Source organism: Pseudomonas fulva NBRC 16637 = DSM 17717 (assembly GCF_000730565.1).
Classification (GTDB): domain Bacteria; phylum Pseudomonadota; class Gammaproteobacteria; order Pseudomonadales; family Pseudomonadaceae; genus Aquipseudomonas; species Aquipseudomonas fulva.
Genome location: NZ_BBIQ01000020.1, coordinates 47056 through 65433, shown reverse-complemented (window position 1 = coordinate 65433; position 18378 = coordinate 47056). Strand labels below are relative to the sequence as shown.

General features: G+C 61.4%; 17 protein-coding genes. 9 read left to right on the top strand and 8 right to left on the bottom strand.

Features of this window, described 5'->3' with window-relative positions; genetic code table 11:
* Window position 1: 1 nt before the first annotated feature.
* Window positions 2-1222: an MFS transporter gene (locus PFU01S_RS18040; protein ID WP_027914387.1), complete on the bottom strand. Its 1221-nt coding sequence runs from the start codon at window positions 1220-1222 to the stop codon at window positions 2-4.
* A gap of 355 nt (window positions 1223-1577) precedes the next feature.
* On the opposite strand from PFU01S_RS18040, the gene PFU01S_RS18035 reads away from it, so the two are divergent.
* The 3 genes from PFU01S_RS18035 to PFU01S_RS18025 are packed head-to-tail and all read left to right on the top strand — an operon-like array spanning window position 1578 to window position 4189.
* Window positions 1578-3014: a cytochrome ubiquinol oxidase subunit I gene (locus PFU01S_RS18035; RefSeq protein ID WP_027914388.1), complete on the top strand. Its 1437-nt coding sequence runs from the start codon at window positions 1578-1580 to the stop codon at window positions 3012-3014.
* Between the two features lie 3 nt (window positions 3015-3017).
* Window positions 3018-4025: a cytochrome d ubiquinol oxidase subunit II gene (gene cydB, locus PFU01S_RS18030; protein WP_027914389.1), complete on the top strand. Its 1008-nt coding sequence runs from the start codon at window positions 3018-3020 to the stop codon at window positions 4023-4025.
* An 11-nt stretch (window positions 4026-4036) separates the two neighbouring features.
* Window positions 4037-4189: a DUF2474 domain-containing protein gene (locus tag PFU01S_RS18025; protein ID WP_033737044.1), complete on the top strand. Its 153-nt coding sequence runs from the start codon at window positions 4037-4039 to the stop codon at window positions 4187-4189.
* Between the two features lie 75 nt (window positions 4190-4264).
* On the opposite strand, the gene PFU01S_RS18020 is transcribed toward PFU01S_RS18025, so the two are convergent.
* Window positions 4265-5389 carry a methyltransferase gene (locus PFU01S_RS18020; RefSeq protein WP_028687617.1) on the bottom strand — a complete coding sequence of 375 codons (1125 nt, stop codon included), beginning with the start codon at window positions 5387-5389 and terminating at the stop codon, window positions 4265-4267.
* Window positions 5390-5486: 97 nt separating this feature from the next.
* Window positions 5487-6194 (bottom strand): autoinducer binding domain-containing protein, encoded by a 708-nt coding sequence (locus tag PFU01S_RS18015; protein ID WP_027914391.1) that lies wholly within the window; start codon window positions 6192-6194, stop codon window positions 5487-5489.
* A gap of 205 nt (window positions 6195-6399) precedes the next feature.
* Here PFU01S_RS18015 and PFU01S_RS18010 point away from each other — a divergent pair, with 205 nt between their 5' ends.
* On the top strand, window positions 6400-7176 hold the full coding sequence (locus tag PFU01S_RS18010; RefSeq protein WP_027914392.1) for a ferredoxin--NADP reductase: 777 nt from the start codon (window positions 6400-6402) through the stop codon (window positions 7174-7176).
* 78 nt (window positions 7177-7254) lie between these two features.
* Here PFU01S_RS18010 and mscL read toward each other — a convergent pair whose 3' ends face one another.
* Entirely contained in the window at window positions 7255-7665 is a 411-nt protein-coding gene (mscL, locus tag PFU01S_RS18005) for a large-conductance mechanosensitive channel protein MscL (RefSeq protein ID WP_023534347.1), read from the bottom strand.
* A gap of 179 nt (window positions 7666-7844) precedes the next feature.
* Between mscL and radA the strand changes: the two genes are divergently transcribed.
* Complete coding sequence (gene radA, locus PFU01S_RS18000) at window positions 7845-9215, top strand: DNA repair protein RadA (protein ID WP_023534442.1); 1371 nt, start codon at window positions 7845-7847, stop codon at window positions 9213-9215.
* Window positions 9216-9277: 62 nt separating this feature from the next.
* On the opposite strand, the gene PFU01S_RS17995 is transcribed toward radA, so the two are convergent.
* The 3 genes from PFU01S_RS17995 to PFU01S_RS17985 form a co-directional block, all read right to left on the bottom strand.
* A complete protein-coding gene (locus PFU01S_RS17995) occupies window positions 9278-10795 on the bottom strand; it encodes a nucleobase:cation symporter-2 family protein (RefSeq protein WP_027914393.1) in 1518 nt (505 codons plus the stop codon).
* A 262-nt stretch (window positions 10796-11057) separates the two neighbouring features.
* Entirely contained in the window at window positions 11058-11423 is a 366-nt protein-coding gene (locus PFU01S_RS17990) for a PilZ domain-containing protein (protein ID WP_027914394.1), read from the bottom strand.
* 62 nt (window positions 11424-11485) lie between these two features.
* Window positions 11486-12220 carry a lytic polysaccharide monooxygenase auxiliary activity family 9 protein gene (locus tag PFU01S_RS17985; protein ID WP_050438001.1) on the bottom strand — a complete coding sequence of 245 codons (735 nt, stop codon included), beginning with the start codon at window positions 12218-12220 and terminating at the stop codon, window positions 11486-11488.
* A gap of 213 nt (window positions 12221-12433) precedes the next feature.
* On the opposite strand from PFU01S_RS17985, the gene PFU01S_RS17980 reads away from it, so the two are divergent.
* The 3 genes from PFU01S_RS17980 (at window position 12434) to yjiA (ending at window position 15833) form a co-directional block, all read left to right on the top strand.
* The gene (locus PFU01S_RS17980; RefSeq protein ID WP_023534399.1) at window positions 12434-14500 is read left to right on the top strand and encodes a carbon starvation CstA family protein; all 2067 of its coding nucleotides are present in this window, start codon (window positions 12434-12436) and stop codon (window positions 14498-14500) included.
* 13 nt (window positions 14501-14513) lie between these two features.
* A complete protein-coding gene (locus tag PFU01S_RS17975) occupies window positions 14514-14711 on the top strand; it encodes a YbdD/YjiX family protein (protein ID WP_023534469.1) in 198 nt (65 codons plus the stop codon).
* Between the two features lie 144 nt (window positions 14712-14855).
* Window positions 14856-15833: a GTPase gene (yjiA, locus tag PFU01S_RS17970; RefSeq protein WP_028687618.1), complete on the top strand. Its 978-nt coding sequence runs from the start codon at window positions 14856-14858 to the stop codon at window positions 15831-15833.
* Here the strand turns inward: yjiA and PFU01S_RS17965 are convergent.
* Window positions 15793-17277, bottom strand: coding sequence for a methylenetetrahydrofolate reductase C-terminal domain-containing protein (locus tag PFU01S_RS17965; protein ID WP_028687619.1), 1485 nt, complete (start codon window positions 17275-17277; stop codon window positions 15793-15795). The two genes, yjiA and PFU01S_RS17965, sit on opposite strands and share 41 nt — an antisense overlap.
* A 228-nt stretch (window positions 17278-17505) precedes the next feature.
* Here PFU01S_RS17965 and PFU01S_RS17960 point away from each other — a divergent pair, with 228 nt between their 5' ends.
* Window positions 17506-18378, top strand: a complete 873-nt coding sequence (locus PFU01S_RS17960) for a 5-methyltetrahydropteroyltriglutamate--homocysteine methyltransferase (RefSeq protein ID WP_042139756.1) — start codon at window positions 17506-17508, stop codon at window positions 18376-18378.

The following is an 18378-nucleotide window of genomic DNA, read 5'->3' as shown; positions in this document are numbered from 1 at the left end:
TTCAGTCTTCGTGCAAACGGTCCCGGTTGGCCAACGTGGGGAACAGTTTTATCCACACTCCCGTCACCACCAAGGTGCCCACCCCACCCATGACGACGGCTGGCACCGTACCAAACCAGTGCGCGGTGACCCCCGATTCGAATTCGCCGAGCTGATTGGAGGCACCGATGAACAGCCCGTTGACGGCGCTGACGCGCCCGCGCATTTCGTCCGGGGTATGCAACTGCACGAAAGCGCCTCGAATGACCATGCTGATCATGTCAGCAGCGCCCAGTACCACAAGGACCGCCAGGGAAAACCAGAAGGATGTGGACAGGCCGAACGCGATAGTGGCCACGCCAAAGACGCCCACCGCCGTGAACATGGTTCGGCCCACCTTGCGCTCGAAGGGAAAGCGCGCCAACCACACCGACATCAGCAACGCGCCTACTGCGGGCGCCGAACGCAGCAGCCCGAGCCCCAGCGGCCCTGTCAGCAGGATGTCCTTGGCAAATACCGGCAGCAGCGCTGTGGCCCCGCCCAGCAGCACGGCGAACAGGTCCAGCGAGATGGCGCCCAGGATATCCGGCCGGCTGCGAATGAAACGAATGCCGGCCAGCAGCGACTCGACGGTGGCACGGCCCCGTTGAACGACTTGTCCTCGCGCCTGCAGGCTCAGGGTCAGCACACAGGCTATGGCATACAACGCCACGGTCGGGCCGTAGACCCAGCCGCTGCCGAATGCGTACAGGAAGCCGCCCACGGCGGGCGCCACAATGGTAGCCGACTGGGTCGCAGAGGCCGACGCGGCGACCGCCCGTGGAAACAGGCCCGCGGGCACGACGTTGGGCAGCAGCGCCTGGGTCGCCGGCATCTCGAACGAACGGGTGGCGCCGAGCAGAAACGCCAGCACGAAAATCAGTTCGCGGCTGACCTGATCCGTGGCGCTGCCCAGCGCCAGGGCCAGTGCGATCAGCCCTTGCAGGCATTGGCACAGGGCGGCAACCTTGCGCCGGTCATAGCGGTCTGCCACATGGCCGGTGTGCAGCATGAACAGCACACGGGGTGCGAACTCCACCAGTCCGACAAGTCCCAGGTCCAGCACGTTGCCGGTCAGCTGATACAGGTGCCAGCCAATCGCCACGGTCAACATCTGGAATCCGCTGGCGGTGAAGACCCGTGCCAGCCAGAACGCCAGAAAAGGGCGATGGTGACGCAACAGCGGCGGTTCAGTCTCGGACATCGGACACCTGTGACCTCGATGCAGGGGAAGCTCCGCAGCCTATCATCTGTATGTAACAAATAGTTGCTGTTTACCGTGTCCGACACCGTTTCGGTGCCGCTGAACAGGGGGTGGGGCAACCGGTCACGCGGCAAACAACCACACCTCGCACCGGGCTATTCGGGGCTATGCTTGATTCATATCGTTGACCTGGATCAATCGTTGCGTTTGCAACGATCCCCGACGATTTCGGCCTTTGGCCGCAATCCCTGCACATCGAACAGAACAATTCCAACACGCCGTACTCGACTATGTGGGGGCAGTGGGCGACAGGGCCGAGTGCCCGACCGCCGGATTATCTGATGAGGTAGCACCTATGTTCGGTCTGGAGGCACTGGATCTTGCCCGGATCCAGTTCGCGTTTACCGTGTCCTTCCATATCCTGTTCCCTGCCATCACTATCGGCCTGGCCAGTTACCTGGCGGTGCTCGAAGGGTTGTGGCTCAAGACAGACAGGCAGGTCTATCGGGACCTGTACCACTTCTGGTCGAAAATCTTCGCAGTCAACTTCGGCATGGGCGTGGTCTCGGGCCTGGTCATGGCCTATCAGTTCGGCACCAACTGGAGCCGTTTTTCCGAGTTCGCAGGTTCGGTCACCGGGCCCCTGTTGACCTACGAGGTGCTGACCGCCTTCTTCCTCGAAGCAGGTTTCCTGGGGGTGATGCTCTTTGGCTGGAACCGCGTAGGCCGTGGCCTGCATTTCTTCGCCACCTGCATGGTGGCGCTCGGAACGCTGATTTCCACTTTCTGGATTCTGGCCTCGAACAGCTGGATGCATACCCCGCAAGGTCACGAAATCATCGATGGTCGCGTGATTCCGGTCGACTGGTTCGCTGTCATCTTCAACCCTTCGTTCCCGTTCCGCCTGATGCACATGGCCACGGCGGCATTCGTCGCCACCGCCTTCTTCGTGGGGGCATCGGCTGCCTGGCACCTGCTGCGTGGACGCGACAACCCCTCGGTGCGCAAGATGCTTTCCATGGCCATGTGGATGGCGCTGATCGTCGCGCCCATCCAGGCAGTGATCGGCGACTTCCACGGGCTCAATACCCTCAAGCATCAACCGGCGAAAATCGCTGCCATCGAAGGGCATTGGGAGAACCCTCCTGGCGAGCCTACCCCGTTGATCCTCTTTGGCATCCCGGACATGCAAGCTGAAACGACACGGTTCAAGATCGAGATCCCAGTGCTCGGGAGCCTCATTCTCACCCACAGCCTGGACAAGCAGGTGCCGGCATTGAAGGAGTTCCCGCCTGAAGACCGGCCCAACTCCACCATCATCTTCTGGTCCTTCCGCATCATGGTGGCGCTGGGCATGTTGATGATCGCCGCTGGCGTGTGGAGCCTTGTATTGCGCAAAGGCGGCAAGCTGTACACCTCGCGGCCGTTCCTGCATTTCGTGACCTGGATGGGGCCTTCAGGATTGCTGGCAATCCTCGCCGGCTGGTTCACCACCGAAATCGGCCGCCAGCCCTGGGTGGTCTACGGGCTGATGCGCACGGCCGACGGCGTCTCCAACCACAGCTATGCCCAACTGGGGTTCACCCTGGTGGCGTTCGTGGTGGTGTACTTCGCCCTGTTCGGCACAGGGTTCGCCTACATGATGCGCCTGGTGCGCAAGGGCCCGCATACCGGTGAAGGCGATCAGCAGCGTCCGGGCGGTCCTGGCCGCAAACGCACGCCGGCGCGGCCATTGTCCGCCGCCGACGAAGGCAGCGATGCCACCACTGCAGACCTGAGCAAGGGGAACTGAGCCATGGGTATCGATCTTCCACTGATCTGGGCCGGCATCATCATCTTCGGCGTCATGATGTACGTGGTGATGGACGGCTTCGACCTGGGCATTGGCATGCTCTTCCCCTTCGTCAAACACGAGCGTGACCGCGACGTGATGATGAACACGGTCGCACCGGTCTGGGACGGCAACGAGACCTGGCTCGTGCTGGGTGGCGCGGGGCTGTTCGGCGCGTTCCCGATGGCGTATGCCGTCGTGCTCGAGGCGCTCTATCTGCCACTGATTCTGATGCTGATCGGTCTGATCTTCCGGGGCGTGGCCTTCGAGTTCCGCTTCAAGGCTACCGACGCTGGTCGCCATCTGTGGGACAAGGCGTTCATCTGGGGCTCTCTGGTGGCAACGTTCTTCCAGGGCGTGGCGCTGGGCGCCTTCATCGAAGGCTTCAAGGTCGTGGATCGGCATTACGCCGGTGGCTCGCTGGACTGGCTGACACCCTTCAGCCTGTTCTGCGGCTTGGGGCTGATCGTGGCCTACGCGCTATTAGGGTGTACCTGGCTGATCATGAAGACCGAGGGGCCGCTTCAGGAACAGATGCACAAGCTTGGACGGCCGTTGGCGCTTGTGCTGCTGGCTGTAATGGGTGTGGTCAGCCTGTGGACGCCAATCGCCTATCCGCAGATTGCCGATCGCTGGTTCAGCATGCCCAACCTGGTGTGGTTCATGCCGGTGCCGATCCTGGTGCTGTTGACCTTCTACAACCTGTTCAAGGCAGTAGCCCGTAGCGCGAACTACATGCCGTTTTTGCTGACGCTGGGGCTGATCTTCCTGGGTTACAGCGGCTTGGGCATCAGCCTGTGGCCCAATATCATCCCGCCATCGATCTCGATCTGGGAGGCTGCCGCGCCGCCGCAAAGCCAGGGCTTCATGTTGGTGGGAACGCTGTTCATTCTTCCGCTGATCCTGGGTTACACCTTCTGGAGCTACTACGTGTTCCGCGGCAAGGTCACCCATGACCAGGGCTATCACTAGGAGGCCGCACCATGACCCATGAGCAGGACGTGGAAGGCAAGAAACCGCTGTGGCAGCGCCTGGGCTGGTTGGTGTTGATCTGGGCGTTGAGTGTGGCCGCGCTGGGTGTGGCGGCCTGGTTGATGCGCCTGTTCATGAGCGCAGCCGGGTTGACTACCCACTGAGCCCTGGCATCGACAGGTAGCGCGCTGTACGCGTCTGCTGACCCTGACGCCGTGCGGTGCGCTACCTGTGGACAGTTACTTGCGTGCCTTGAGCACCACGAACTTGGGCGTTGCCGCCACCTGCTCCACGCCTCGGAACAGGCGGGCAAGCTTGCTGTGATAGCCCAGGTGGCGGTTGCCCACGATATACAAGGCGCCACCGACCACCAGCGCCTCGCGGGCCTGCTGGAACATGCGCCAGGCCAGCACATCACCCACCACTTGCTGCTGGTGAAAGGGCGGGTTGCACAGCACTATGTCCAGTGACTGTTTTTCGATGCCGGCCAAGCCGTCTGCGGCCAGAAAATCGGCTGGCCGATCGCCCAGCGCAAGCTGCCAGTTTTCCCGTGCCGACTGTACGGCCATGTAAGACTCGTCCACCAGGGTGTACTGGGCGTCTGGATTTTTCAGGGCGCTGGCAATGGCCAGCACGCCGTTGCCGCAACCCAGGTCTGCGACCCGGGCATTGCCCAGGTTGTCCGGCAAATGCGGAAGAAACGCCCGCGTACCAATGTCCAGGCCTTCACGACAGAAGACATTGGCATGGTTGAGCAGTTCCAGCGGTGGCGATTCCAGGCGATAGCGGCTGGGGTAGGGCGAGGTGAAGGCGGGACGCGCCTCCACCGTGGCGGTCAGCAGCCGGGCTTTTTTACGTGCCAGCGAGGCTTGCATAGGTCCGACATACTTCTCCAGCAGGTCGCCGGCGGCATGGGGAAGGTGCTTGATCATGGCCCCGGCGATCACCAGCGCTCCTGGGGCCAGGTGCCCTTGCAGCCGAATGAGTTGCTCTTCGAGCAAGGCAAGCGTCTTGGGCACTCTGATCACTACCCGATCGAAGGGGCCTTGCCAGGTGTGGCAGGCAGGCACTAACGAAACGCTGTCCGCAGGCAGGCCGTTACGTGCCAGGTTCTTGCCTAGCGCGAGTTGAGCAAGGTAGGAGTCGCCGCTGCTGGTCACCTGCATGTGTCCGGCAAGGCTCACCGCCAGCGCCCCGAAACTGTCGTTGAGCACCAGCACACGGCTGCCGCCTGGCAATGCCTGGGCATGCAATTGTTCGAGCAGGTACTCATCGGCGGCGTCAAAGGCCTGCAAGGGGTCGTTGGCCTGGTCTGGCTGGCGGATCAGATCGAGTTCGGCGAAGGGCGTGGTCAACAGGGGCATGGCAATCTGGCTCGGGTACAAAGCTGCCCGCAACCGTTCGCTGCAGGCCTGGTCGAGCGATTCTACAGGGCTTTGGCTGGGCTCGCAGGCCCTGGCGTCAGATCCAGCCGCGCAACGCGGCAATGGCGACGGCGCCTGCCTTGTTGGCGGCATTGGTCTTGGTGATCACGCTGCGAATATGAAAGTTCACCGTACTCTGCGACAGCGACAGGATGCAGGCGACATCGGCAGCCGTCTTGCCGGCCGCAGACCACTTCAGCACTTCCAGTTCCCGTTCGCTCATCTTGGGTTGGGATGGGCACAGTGCATCGAGGTGATGGGCGCTCAGCACCGCATGTACGGTATGGCACAACCACTGGATGGCACCGGCTTTTTCGAACAGCTCGGCGGTCTCGACCTTGCGTAGCGGCCGGGACACACTCATTTGGCTTTCGTTGTGCTGCAGATCATGCAAGGACTGGGTCCAGCCATGACGCAGGCCATGCTCGCAGGCCGCTTCGCGAAAATGCGGTGCCTCGCGGTAGACCTCGTCGCTCCATACCACAGGGTTGGTCGAGTTGTGGCTGAGCGCAGCCGCGGCGTCCTGCTTGTAGAACTCTTCGTGCTGGTAGCGTTCGATCCAGGCCTTGGGATAATTGCTGTACAAGTAATGGCGAGGTGTCTGGGTGGCGATCTGGATGCGAAGCTTGAGGCCCAAAAATTCGAAATCCATGTCCTGAGCGAGATGCACCGCGATGTCGAACAGCTTCCGAGGACTACGCTCGCTCACCAGGGCGTGCAGGTGCTCGGGGTTCCAGTGAAACATGCCAATCTCCAAGGGCGACGCGGCCCAGTCCATATGGGTACGTGACCAGTGTAGATAGATCCAGATCACTGTGTTCATCTTTTTCGCTATAACTGTGCTGTATTTCTGATTACCTTTGTACAGCTCTTGAAGCCGCAAAAACCCAGTGGTTTTTATCCCGGGCGCTTTGCGCGACACTGTAGGGACCCAAGACATGGAGCCCGACATGACCGCCAGCGACGAAAAATTCACCCGCCAGACCTTGCTCGATGTTCAGCCGCTCACGCCGAACCTCTTCAGCCTGCGGGTTACCCGGGATGCGGGTTTTCGCTTTCGCTCCGGTCAATTTGCACGCCTGGGCGTGGCCAAGGCGGATGGCAGTGTGGTTTGGCGCGCCTATTCCATGGTCAGCGCACCCCACGATGAATACCTGGATTTCTTTTCAATCGTAGTGCCGGGCGGTGAGTTCACCAGTGAGCTTAGCCGACTGGGTGAGGGCGATACGCTATTGGTGGAGCGTCAGGCCTTCGGCTTTCTCACCCTTGACCGCTTTGTCGACGGACGCGACCTGTGGTTGCTGGCCACGGGTACAGGCATTGCGCCTTTCATGTCGATTCTGCAGGACTTCGAAGCCTGGGAACGCTTCGACAACATCAAACTGGTGTATTCGGTGCGAGAGGCCAGGGAGTTGGCCTATCTGAATGAAATCGCTGGCTTGGAACAGCGTGAGTACCTGGCCGAGCATGCCGGCAAGTTGCAGTTCATCCCGGTCGTGACGCGTGAGCGACATCCAGGCGCCCTGAATCAGCGCATCACCACATTGATCGAAAACGGCGAGCTGGAAAAAGCCGCGGGGCTTGAGCTGTCACCCGAGCACTCGCGAATCATGCTGTGCGGCAACCCTGAGATGATCGATGAAACGCGCAAGGTGCTCAAGGCCCGCGACCTGCAGTTGAGCCTTAGCAAACGGCCGGGCCAGGTGGCCGTCGAGACGTACTGGTAGCCGACGTGCCGCTACAGGCTACAGGGGTGAAGCGGTGCATGGAGGTTCGCCGCTTCCTGCAGCCTGTAACGGTGAGCTTCAGGGCCGGTTCTGAGCCTTGAGCAGGTCGCGGATCTCGGTGAGCAGGGTCTGCTCGGGCGACGGCGCCGGCGGCACGCTTGGCGCCACGGCTTCTTCGCGCTTGAGCCGATTGATGGCTTTGACGCCCATGAAGATCGCAAAGGCGATGATCACGAAATCGATCACGGTCTGGATGAACTTGCCATAGGCCAGCACCACGGCCGGGACGTCGCCTTGCGCCGCCTTCAAGGTGATGGCCAGGTCGCTGAAGTCAACGCCGCCGATCAGCAGGCCCAGTGGTGGCATGACCACGTCGCCGACGAAGGACGAGACGATCTTGCCGAAGGCCGCGCCGATGATGATACCTACCGCCATGTCGACGACATTGCCTTTGACCGCGAAGGCCTTGAACTCACTGATCATGCCCATGTTTCGATTCCTTTGTAACAAATGGTGAGGTAAACGCAGTGTAAGCCACTTAAACGCTTCATGCGCTGCATTCAGGGGTAGTGACTTCTGTCGCACCGAATAGTTTTGTCGCATCCCAAGGCATTCGGGACACGGTCAGGCTCGGGTATCATGCAGGTTTTGCCCGGAGGCACTCACCCATGGCCAAGGCCAAGCGCTTGTATGGCTGCACCGAGTGCGGCGCGACTTTTCCGAAATGGGCTGGCCAGTGTGGCGAGTGTGGCGCCTGGAACACGCTGGTCGAAACCATGATCGAGAGCGGCGGCGCCGCAGCCCCCAGCACGGGCCGCGCCGGCTGGACAGGGCAGCAGGCGCAGATCAAGACCCTGGCTGAGGTCAGCGTCGAGGAGATACCGCGCTTCACCACCAGCAGCACCGAGCTCGACCGTGTGCTGGGCGGTGGCCTGGTCGATGGCTCCGTGGTCTTGATCGGTGGCGATCCAGGGATCGGCAAATCGACGATTCTGCTGCAGACCCTGTGCAATATCGCCGTCGGCATGCCGGCGTTGTACGTCACTGGCGAGGAATCCCAGCAGCAGGTGGCCATGCGCTCCCGGCGTCTGGGCCTTCCCCAGGACCAGCTCAAGGTCATGACCGAAACCTGCATCGAAACCATCATCGCCACCGCCCGTCAGGAAAAGCCACGGGTAATGGTGATCGACTCCATCCAGACCATTTTCACCGAACAGTTGCAATCCGCCCCGGGCGGGGTGGCGCAGGTGCGTGAAAGTACGGCGCTGCTGGTGCGTTATGCCAAGCAAAGTGGCACAGCGATCTTCCTGGTGGGCCACGTGACCAAGGAGGGCTCGCTGGCAGGCCCGCGGGTGCTGGAGCACATGGTCGATACCGTGTTGTATTTCGAGGGCGAATCCGACGGTCGCCTGCGGCTGCTGCGAGCGGTGAAGAACCGCTTCGGCGCGGTAAACGAGCTGGGCGTGTTCGGCATGACCGACCGGGGTTTGAAAGAGGTCTCCAACCCCTCGGCGATCTTTCTCAATCGCACCCAGGAAGAAGTCCCTGGCAGCGTCGTGATGGCCACTTGGGAAGGTACCCGGCCGATGCTGGTCGAGGTCCAGGCCCTGGTCGATGACAGCCACCTGGCCAACCCGCGCCGCGTCACCCTGGGCCTGGATCAGAACCGTCTGGCCATGCTGCTGGCCGTTCTGCACCGGCATGGGGGCATCCCGACCCACGATCAGGATGTGTTCCTGAACGTGGTGGGCGGTGTGAAAGTGTTGGAAACGGCTTCGGACCTGGCGTTACTCGCTGCGGTCATGTCCAGCCTGCGCAATCGGCCGCTGGCCCATGGCCTGCTGGTGTTCGGGGAAATCGGCCTGTCGGGTGAGGTGCGGCCTGTACCCAGTGGCCAGGAGCGGCTCAAGGAGGCTGCCAAGCACGGCTTCAAGCGTGCCATCGTGCCCAAGGGCAATGCACCCAAGGAGGCGCCTGCAGGGTTGCAGGTCATCGCTGTGACGCGCCTTGAGCAGGCGCTGGATGCCTTGTTCGAATAGTTCACAGGCGAAAAAAAGGGCCGACGATGCGCATCGGCCCGGTACAACACCCACGTGATAGGTCAGTGCTCGGCGACTGCTGCGCGCTTGACCGGCTCACTGCCATGCTCGTCCTGGCCCCTCATCGGCACCTCGTGGCCTTCGGCATCGAACAGCCTGCCATCCTTGAAATAGTCACCGTCGCGCAGTGCGGAGATATCCGAATAGCGAATGGTGCGTTCGTAGCCGGCAGCGAACACCGACTGCTGGTCCGAATTGCCTGCCGTGAAATGGTTGAAGATCAGGTTCAGCAGGATGGCCATGATCGCCGCCGAACTGATGCCTGAGTGGAAGATGGTTTCGAACCAGGTGGGGAACTGGTGATAGAAGGCCGGTGCGGCGATCGGAATCATGCCAAAGCCCAGGGAAGCGGCAACGATGATCAGGTTGACATTATTCTGATAGCTGACCTTGGACAAGGTGCGGATGCCGCTGGCTGCCACCGTGCCGAACAACACGATGCCCGCGCCGCCCAGCACGGGGGTAGGCACTGCGGCGATGATGCGCCCCATGATTGGCAGCAAGCCCAGTACGACCAGGATCAGACCGCCGGTGGCCACCACGTAACGGCTGCGCACGCCAGTAACCGCCACCAGGCCGACGTTTTGGGCGAACGCACTTTGCGTGAACGAGCCGAACACCGGTGCCAGGATGCTTGAGGCCATGTCGGCGCGCAGGCCATTGCCCAGGCGCTTGGAGTCGACCTTGGTACCGATGATCTCACCCACGGCCAGGATGTCGGCCGAGGTTTCGACCAGCGTCACCATGATGACGATGCACATCGACAGGATGGCCGCGATGTGGAACTCCGGCATGCCGAAGTGAAAGGGCGTGGGGAAGGCGAAAACAGGGCCTTCGGTAACCTTGCTGAAGTCGGTCATGCCCAGTGCCCAGGCGATCAGCGTGCCGACCACCATCGCCAGCAGGATGGACAACCGGGATATCGTCGCGCTACCCAGTTTGCTCAGCAGCAGCACGATGGCAAAGGTAAGCGCCGCCAAGCCGATGTTGGCCATGCTGCCGAAATCAGGTGAGGCACTGTTGCCACCCATTACCCAACGCGCGGCCACCGGCATCAGCGTCAGGCCGATGGTGGTGATCACGATGCCGGTTACCAGCGGTGGGAAGAACTTGGTGATGCGCGAGAATACCGGGGTGATCAGCAGCCCTATCAGCGAGGCGGCCATTACCGCGCCGAGCACTCCCGGCAGCCCGCCCCCACTTTCACTGCTGAGAATCGCGCCCATGGTGGCGACGCCGGCAAACGACACCCCCTGTACCAAAGGGAGCTGGCAGCCGAAAAATGGCAGACCCAGGGTCTGAAGCAAGGTCGCCAAGCCACCTGCAAACAGCGAAGCGGCGATAAGCATGCCGATTTCTGCGCCATTGAGGCCTGCGGCCTGCCCCAGAATCAAGGGTACGGCGACGATTCCCCCATACATGGTCAACACATGCTGCAGGCCATAGGCCAGGTTGGCACCCAGGCCGAGGTTTTCGTCCTCTGGTCGCTGGGCGGGAGACGTGCTTGTGGACGTAGTCATGGCGCAGGCTCTCTGTTTATTGTTGTGGAGCTACTGTAGTCAGTTATTGCCTACAGGTACTACACAAATTGTATACAATATTTTGATCCAAGCGCCGCAGGGTAAAGCCTCAGGGCGTATGCATCCTTGTTGCAGGAGGCATACCAACCCGAAGCGCTTATGAGAAAAGGGTGTATACAACGATGCCTGCACTAGGCAGGAAGCTGTCTAGATGGACAGGAAAGCACTAACGGTCAAGAAGATAGCCAGCTAATAGATCCTGTTATTCGATCAGTTCGCGCAGCTCACGCATCATTTCGGTGCTGTCGGCAATGTTCAGTTCCACAAGACGGTGCAGGTGGCTCATGGAGTCGATGTCGATGTACAGGCACACGAAGCCCAGCCGCGTGGGTTCTTCATGGCGCAGTTCGACCTGCATTTTCACCCAGGTATCGGCGTCGAGCTGAATAACGGCCTCGTAGTTCTGGGTAGGGTCCGGGGTCCAGTCGGTCGGGCGCTCGACCAACAGGCCTTTGAGGGAGAGATCGATGAGTCTGGCAGGCCAGCGCTGTTCGCCTTGGCGAAGTTCGGCAGGTGCGTCGAAATCGATGCGTTGGAAGCGGCGGCGTTCGGAAGGTGGCGGGGTCATGGCGAGTCCTCATCTGATGTTCAGACTATAGACCAGCCAAGATCCCCGCATTCGTCCCTACGTTACTTGACGATATTCACGTCGCTGCAGTTGTAGAAACCCTCACCTGCAGCGTCATCCCGTTGCCAGCGGGTGTAGACCACGCGTCGGCCAGTGTGCTCCTTGAGATCGACGTCGAACTCGTAGTAGCCATTGACAGGCTGGACATCTCCGATTTCCTGTACCAGCTCCAAGTCATCCCATTTCAAAGGCTGCTGGGTGGGGTTGTAGTCCGGCTTGGACACATAGATTTCCCAGTAGCTGGGGTTGTGCGGCGCCATGATTTTGTAGCGCATGTGGGCTTTGTTGTCGTCATCTTTTTTCCAGTCCTGGACGTGCCAATCGGCAGGGACGTCCAGGCCGCTCTTGTCATTGACCTGCGTGGACTTCGCTTTCGTCTCCGCCAGGCTGTTGCCTGCCGAGCACAGCTGACCATCTGGAATGGCTTTCTTGACAGCCTCCTTATTGCGGAAATCAACGACGTTCTTCGACACCTCATGCCATTGATTGAACTGGTAAACAGCCTGTTGCGCATTGTTGCCGAACTTTTCATACACATGCTGGTAAGCAGCCTTGCACCCAGGGCTCTTGATGTTGGAACCGTCGACTGGCCAGTTGTAGTCACCTTGTTGATAACAGTAGTACTGCCTGGAAATAGGCACCTCCACGGCGCCATGCATCGGCTCTACAGGTGCGGCATTGACGTGCATACTGCCTGCCGCAAGGCTGGCTGCGATGATGAGATGAAGTGAGTTCATGGCGACTTCCTTGCTCTGAGTTGGAAGTTCAAAGGTCGGCCAATCGGCCCTGGCGGGACAACTGGCAGAACTACCAGGTATTCGGCAGTGCAGTACCGCTCTACCACGTGGCGTTGCGCTGTAGATCGGCATGCAATTGGAGATGGTAAAGGCGACCAGCAGGCCCTAGACTCAGTGTGCTGACCATTCCAACCTCTCAGCTGGAAGCCAACTATGAACAATAACAACAGCCTGCTACGCCACCTCCCGTGGCTGGTGCTGGCAGTCCTGGGAGCCTGCGCGCTGGGTGTCGTCGCCCTGCGCCGTGGCGAAGCGATCAATGCCTTGTGGATCGTGGTCGCGGCAGTGGCCATTTACCTGGTCGCCTACCGCTATTACAGCCTGTTCATCGCCACCAAGGTGATGCAACTCGATCCACGCCGCGCCACCCCTGCGGTGCTCAACAATGACGGTCTGGACTATGTTCCAACCAACAAGCACATCCTCTTCGGCCACCACTTCGCGGCCATCGCCGGCGCAGGTCCCTTGGTCGGGCCAGTACTGGCGGCGCAGATGGGCTACCTGCCCGGCACCCTGTGGCTGATTGCCGGTGTGGTACTGGCAGGTGCCGTCCAGGACTTCATGGTCCTGTTCCTGTCCACCCGCCGCAACGGCCGTTCACTGGGCGACATGGTGCGTGAAGAGATGGGCCGCATACCGGGCACCATCGCCCTGTTCGGCTGTTTCCTGATCATGATCATCATCCTCGCGGTGCTGGCGCTGATCGTGGTCAAGGCCTTGGCCGAGAGCCCCTGGGGCATGTTCACGGTGATGGCGACCATCCCGATCGCCATGTTCATGGGCGTCTACATGCGCTATATCCGCCCCGGCCGCATCGGTGAGATTTCCATCATCGGCGTAGTGCTGCTGCTTGCTTCCATCTGGCTGGGCGGCCAGATTGCTGCGGATCCGGTCTGGGGCCCAGCTTTCACCTTTACCGGTGTACAGATCACCTGGATGCTGGTGGGCTACGGCTTCGTCGCCGCCGTGCTGCCGGTCTGGCTGGTGTTGGCCCCGCGTGACTACCTGTCGACCTTCCTCAAGATCGGCACCATCGTGGGCCTTGCCATCGGCATCCTGATCATCGCCCCTGAGCTCAAGATGCCAGCGTTGACCCAGTTCACCGATGGCACCGGCCCGGTCTGGAAGGGCACGCTGTTCCCGTTCCTGTTCATCACCATCGCTTGTGGCGCGGTATCGGGGTTCCATGCCCTGATCTCGTCGGGCACCACGCCCAAGCTGCTGGATAACGAAACCAACGCCCGCTACATCGGCTACGGTGGCATGCTGATGGAATCGTTCGTGGCGATCATGGCCATGGTCGCGGCTTCGGTGATCGAGCCGGGCGTGTATTTCGCCATGAACAGCCCGGCTGCCGTGGTAGGTGCAGACACGGTTTCGGTGGCGCAGACGGTCAGCAGCTGGGGCTTCTTGATTACGCCTGAGCAGCTTGAGGCGGTTGCCCGTGACATTGGCGAGCACACCATTCTGGCCCGCGCCGGCGGTGCGCCGACATTGGCCGTGGGTATCGCGCAGATTCTTCACCAAGTGTTGCCAGGCGAGAACACCATGGCGTTCTGGTACCACTTCGCCATTTTGTTCGAGGCCTTGTTCATCCTCACCGCCGTGGACGCCGGTACTCGTGCCGGGCGCTTCATGTTGCAGGATTTGCTGGGCAGTTTCGTGCCGGCGCTCAAGCGCACCGAGTCGTGGGGCGCGAACCTGCTGGCTACTGCCGGTTGCGTGGCCATGTGGGGCTACTTGCTCTATCAAGGCGTGATCGACCCACTCGGGGGTATTAACACCCTGTGGCCGCTGTTCGGCATTTCCAACCAGATGCTGGCCGGTATCGCATTGATGCTGGGCACCGTGGTGCTGATCAAGATGAAGCGCCAGCGCTACATCTGGGTCACCCTGCTGCCAGCCACCTGGTTGCTGATCTGCACCACGGCGGCCGGCCTGATCAAGCTGTTCGATCCCAACCCAGCCGTGGGTTTCCTGGCCTTGGCCAAGAAATACAGCACCGCGCTGGACGCTGGGCAGGTACTGGCACCGGCCAAGGACATCGGGCAGATGCAGCACGTGATCTACAACGCTTATACCAACGCCGGGCTGACCATCCTGTTCCTGCTGGTGGTGTTCAGCATTCTGTTCTTCGCGATCAAGGTGGGTTACGCCGCCTGGGGTCGCAAAGAGCGGACCGACAAGGAAACCCCGTTCCAGGCACTGCCTGACGCTTGAGAGGACTGCTGCGATGTTCAATGACCTGGGTCGGCTGGGCAAATACCTGGGGCAGGCTGCACGCCTTATGGTGGGCATGCCTGATTACGACAATTACGTCGAACACATGAACAAGACGCATCCGGACAAACCGGTCATGACGTACGAAGCGTTCTTCCGAGAGCGCCAGGAAGCGCGTTATGGTGGCAAGTCCGGGCCCAAATGCTGTTAAGCCACAAGCGTTGAGCTGTACCGGCCTCACCGTCGGCAGCCTGCGTTCATCGACCAGCCTGCTCCCCTTGGGGGCAGCCACTGGCGGTCAACGCAGGCCTGTCGCGGTGGGGCCTGTGTTTTTTCCGAACAGGAGATGTTCTGCGTGCAGACCCCGATTCCCGTAACCGTACTGACCGGCTTTCTCGGTGCCGGCAAGACCACGCTGCTCAAGCACATGCTCAAGGCCGAGCATGGCCTGAGGCTGGCCGTGATCGAAAACGAGTTCAGCGAAGCAGGCATCGACAGCCAGTTGCTCGGCGACGAGCCGGTGCAGGTCATGACCCTGGCCAACGGCTGTGTGTGCTGCAGCATTCATGGCGACCTTACCCGTGCTCTGTTCCTGCTGCTGGAGCGGCTCGACGCTGGCGAAATCGCCTTTGATCGGCTGGTGATCGAGTGCACAGGGTTGGCCGACCCTGCGCCAGTGGCACAAACGTTCTTCATCGACGAAGAGCTGCGCGAGCGGTACATCCTGGACGGCATCATCACCCTGGTCGACGCCGCCCATGCCGACGTCCATCTGACCCAGACCATCGCCCAGGCCCAGGTGGGCTTTGCCGATCGCCTGTTGCTGAGCAAGACCGACCTGGTGGAGCCGGCCACCGTGCAAGCCCTGCGCGAGCGCCTGGCCCGCATCAATGGGCGGGCAGCCCTGCATGTGGTCGAACAAGGCTGCATCGACCTGGGTGCACTGCTCGATGTACGCGGCTTCAACCTCAACCCAGACCTGGGCGTCAACTTCAAACCCACCCTGCGTCCAGTGCTCAAACCCGCCACCCCGGACCGTATCGCCACCTTGGTGTTGCGCACCGACAAGGCGCTGGATATCGACCGCCTCAGCGACTTCATGAATGGCCTGTTGGAAACCCATGGCACGCAGTTGTTGCGTTACAAGGGCGTGCTCAATATCGCGGGCGAGGGCCGCAAGCTGGTGTTTCAGGGCGTGCTCAAGCTCTACGGGTTCGATTGGGATGCTGAATGGGCAGAGGCCGAACCGCGCGAGAGCGTCATGGTGTTCATTGCCGACGACCTTCCCGAAGCTACGATTCGGGCCGGCTTCGAGGCGCTGACGGCCGAGTGACGGGCTGAGCCTGGGCGCCGAACCAACCCGGCCAGGAGCTTCGATGGCGGGTGTGCTGCTCCACGCAAGGGATCAGGCGCTGGGCCAGCACGTCGGTTTGCCGCACCGCCTTGGCCGTGCGGTACTTGGCACTGTGGATGCACTCACGATCGCCAAACTCGCACCGGTTCAACGTGGTACCGCCGCAGGGCCCGTTCGCCAGGCCCTTGGGGCAGGTCTCGGGGCAGGTGTACAAGGTGTCTTCAAGGCGGCAACGACCGCAGGTGTCGCAGCCAAGCAGGGGCCGCTTTACGGCCCGCTCCAGGCTGTGCAGCACCTGGACGCCCAGGCCTGTCGTCCACATCGGCTGGCGAACCGCCCACCCGAACAGCTGACTCACCGGATTGCTACGGCTGAACAGCAGGCCATGCATGCCATGCATGGCGTGGTAGCGGGCTTTCTGCGCAAACGTGGCCACGACACGTGACTCTCCCTCGCGCCACGCCGCCTGCGGTGGATGAAACGTCACCGCCGGTAGGCCAGGCATTTGCCAGCTGGCCTGCCAGGCAGGCGCCCATTGCTCCAGCGTGGTCACGCGCGCCTGCCAGTGCTCAAGGCGTGCCTCCAAGGCAAGCAGCTGGCTGGGCTCATGAATGCCCGACAGGTGCACGCCGGCGTAGCCCATCAGCTTCACCCCAATGACCTGCAGGGCCAGGCGGTCGATGCTGCGCGCCTGGGCAAAGGCCTTGGATTGCGCCGTCTCGGCTGCCAGCATTTGCCGCATCGACGGGGTGACGGTCACGCCTGCGACATGATCGAGCATGCCCGCGCGGCCTTGGGTAAGGCTCATGAGACAGGCCAGCAGGGGTTTAGGCGCGCGTTGGCGGCGCATCCAGTGCATGGCCTCCTGATGCTTGGCGGCATCGAAACCTAGCTGCAGGATGAAAAAGTCGGCACCGGCTGCCAATTTCTTTTCAGCCTTCAGGTACTGAGCGGCACCTTCCTCCTCTCGGTACTTGAACGGGTTGAGTGCTGCGCCCAGCCACCAGTGTGGATAGGCCTGGCGGGCGATCTGCAACGCTGCGACCGATTCCAGGTACCGCACCGGGCGCTCGCCTGGCGTATGGCCTGGCAGGCGATCCCCTGTCAGCATCAGCAGCTGGTGCTGGCCTGCAGCGTCCATGCGCCGCATCTGGGCGAGCAAATGGTGGCGCTCCCGGTCCTTGCCGGAGAAGTGAGGCAGGGCGGGCACCGGGTGCTCGAAACAGGCCAAGGCGTCCAGGGGAGACATGTCCAGCGGGCTGCTCACTCGGTCACCGATGGCAAGTGTCATCGGCCAGCCACACACTTGCCCACGGGCCATTATTGCGTCCATCGCCGCAAAACGCTCTGCTGACGGTTTGGGAACGAACTCCATGACGCAAGCGAATTGCTGCTCTTGCAGGGCGGTTTTGAGCTCGCTCATGACGGACACCGGGTGTGGGCAGGCTGGCATTGTGCGCCAGCCCTGCGAGCGGGTCATGCCCGGGTGCGCAGGGCACTGATCTGATCAAGACATGGCAATGAGCTGCGGGCGCGCCCAATGTGAGTGAACATGAGAAAAACTTGGGTTGATCTCAAATTTATTGAGTTTGTCTCAAACGCCAATCGATCTGAAAATGCCGCCATCATTTCTGCACACTGGGGAACACACATGGCACTGGCGCACAACCTGGGCTTTCCACGCACGGGCAACGACCACGCGCTGCGCGCACGTCATTGGCAAATGCAGAAAGACGCCGGGATCGAGCTGTTGCCTGTGGGCGATGTGGACTGGCAGGGTGGGGCCGTGCGCGACCCTCGCACGCCAGTGACGCAGCCTTTCACCCAGCTTGCCGATCAGCTGCTGAAGGAAGTGGCCCAGGCCAGTGCGCTTGGCCACACCGTCAAACCTGTTCTTGTCGGCCCTTTGACCTATTTGTGGCAAAGCGCGGCGCAAGACGGGCACAGCCTGGTGCTGGAATGTGTAGACGAACTGCTTCCGCACTATGACGACGTTCTCAATCGTCTGGCCGAACTAGGCGTGCAGTGGGTGCAGATCGATGAACCGATCCTTGCCCAGGCGCTGCCGCAGGACTGGAAAAACGCCTACGAGCGGGTTTACAACATTCTGCAGCGTGCCCCGTTGAAGAAGCTGATCGCGACATGGGCCGGTGGCTTGCAGGGCAACCTTGGCCTGGCCGCGAACTTGCCGGTGGACGGCTTGCACATCGACCTGGTGAGTGACCCTGAACAGCTGACGACCACCCTGGACCGTCTGCCTGCCTACAAGGTGCTGTCGCTGGGCCTGGTCGATGCAGAAAACGATGCCCAGCATGCCCTGGACAGCAAGTGGCACTGGCTGTGTGAAGCCAATGAGCGTCTGGGGGAGCGACTGTGGATCGGTACGGCCTGTTCACTGCTGCACAGCCCGCTGGGCGTCGCCGTGCAGGCCTGTGAGGATGTCGCCCGGCTGGCCAAGGCGCTCAATGACCCGATCAAGGCGACGCCACCCACGTTCGATGCCCTGCAGGTGGCCAGCGCCTGA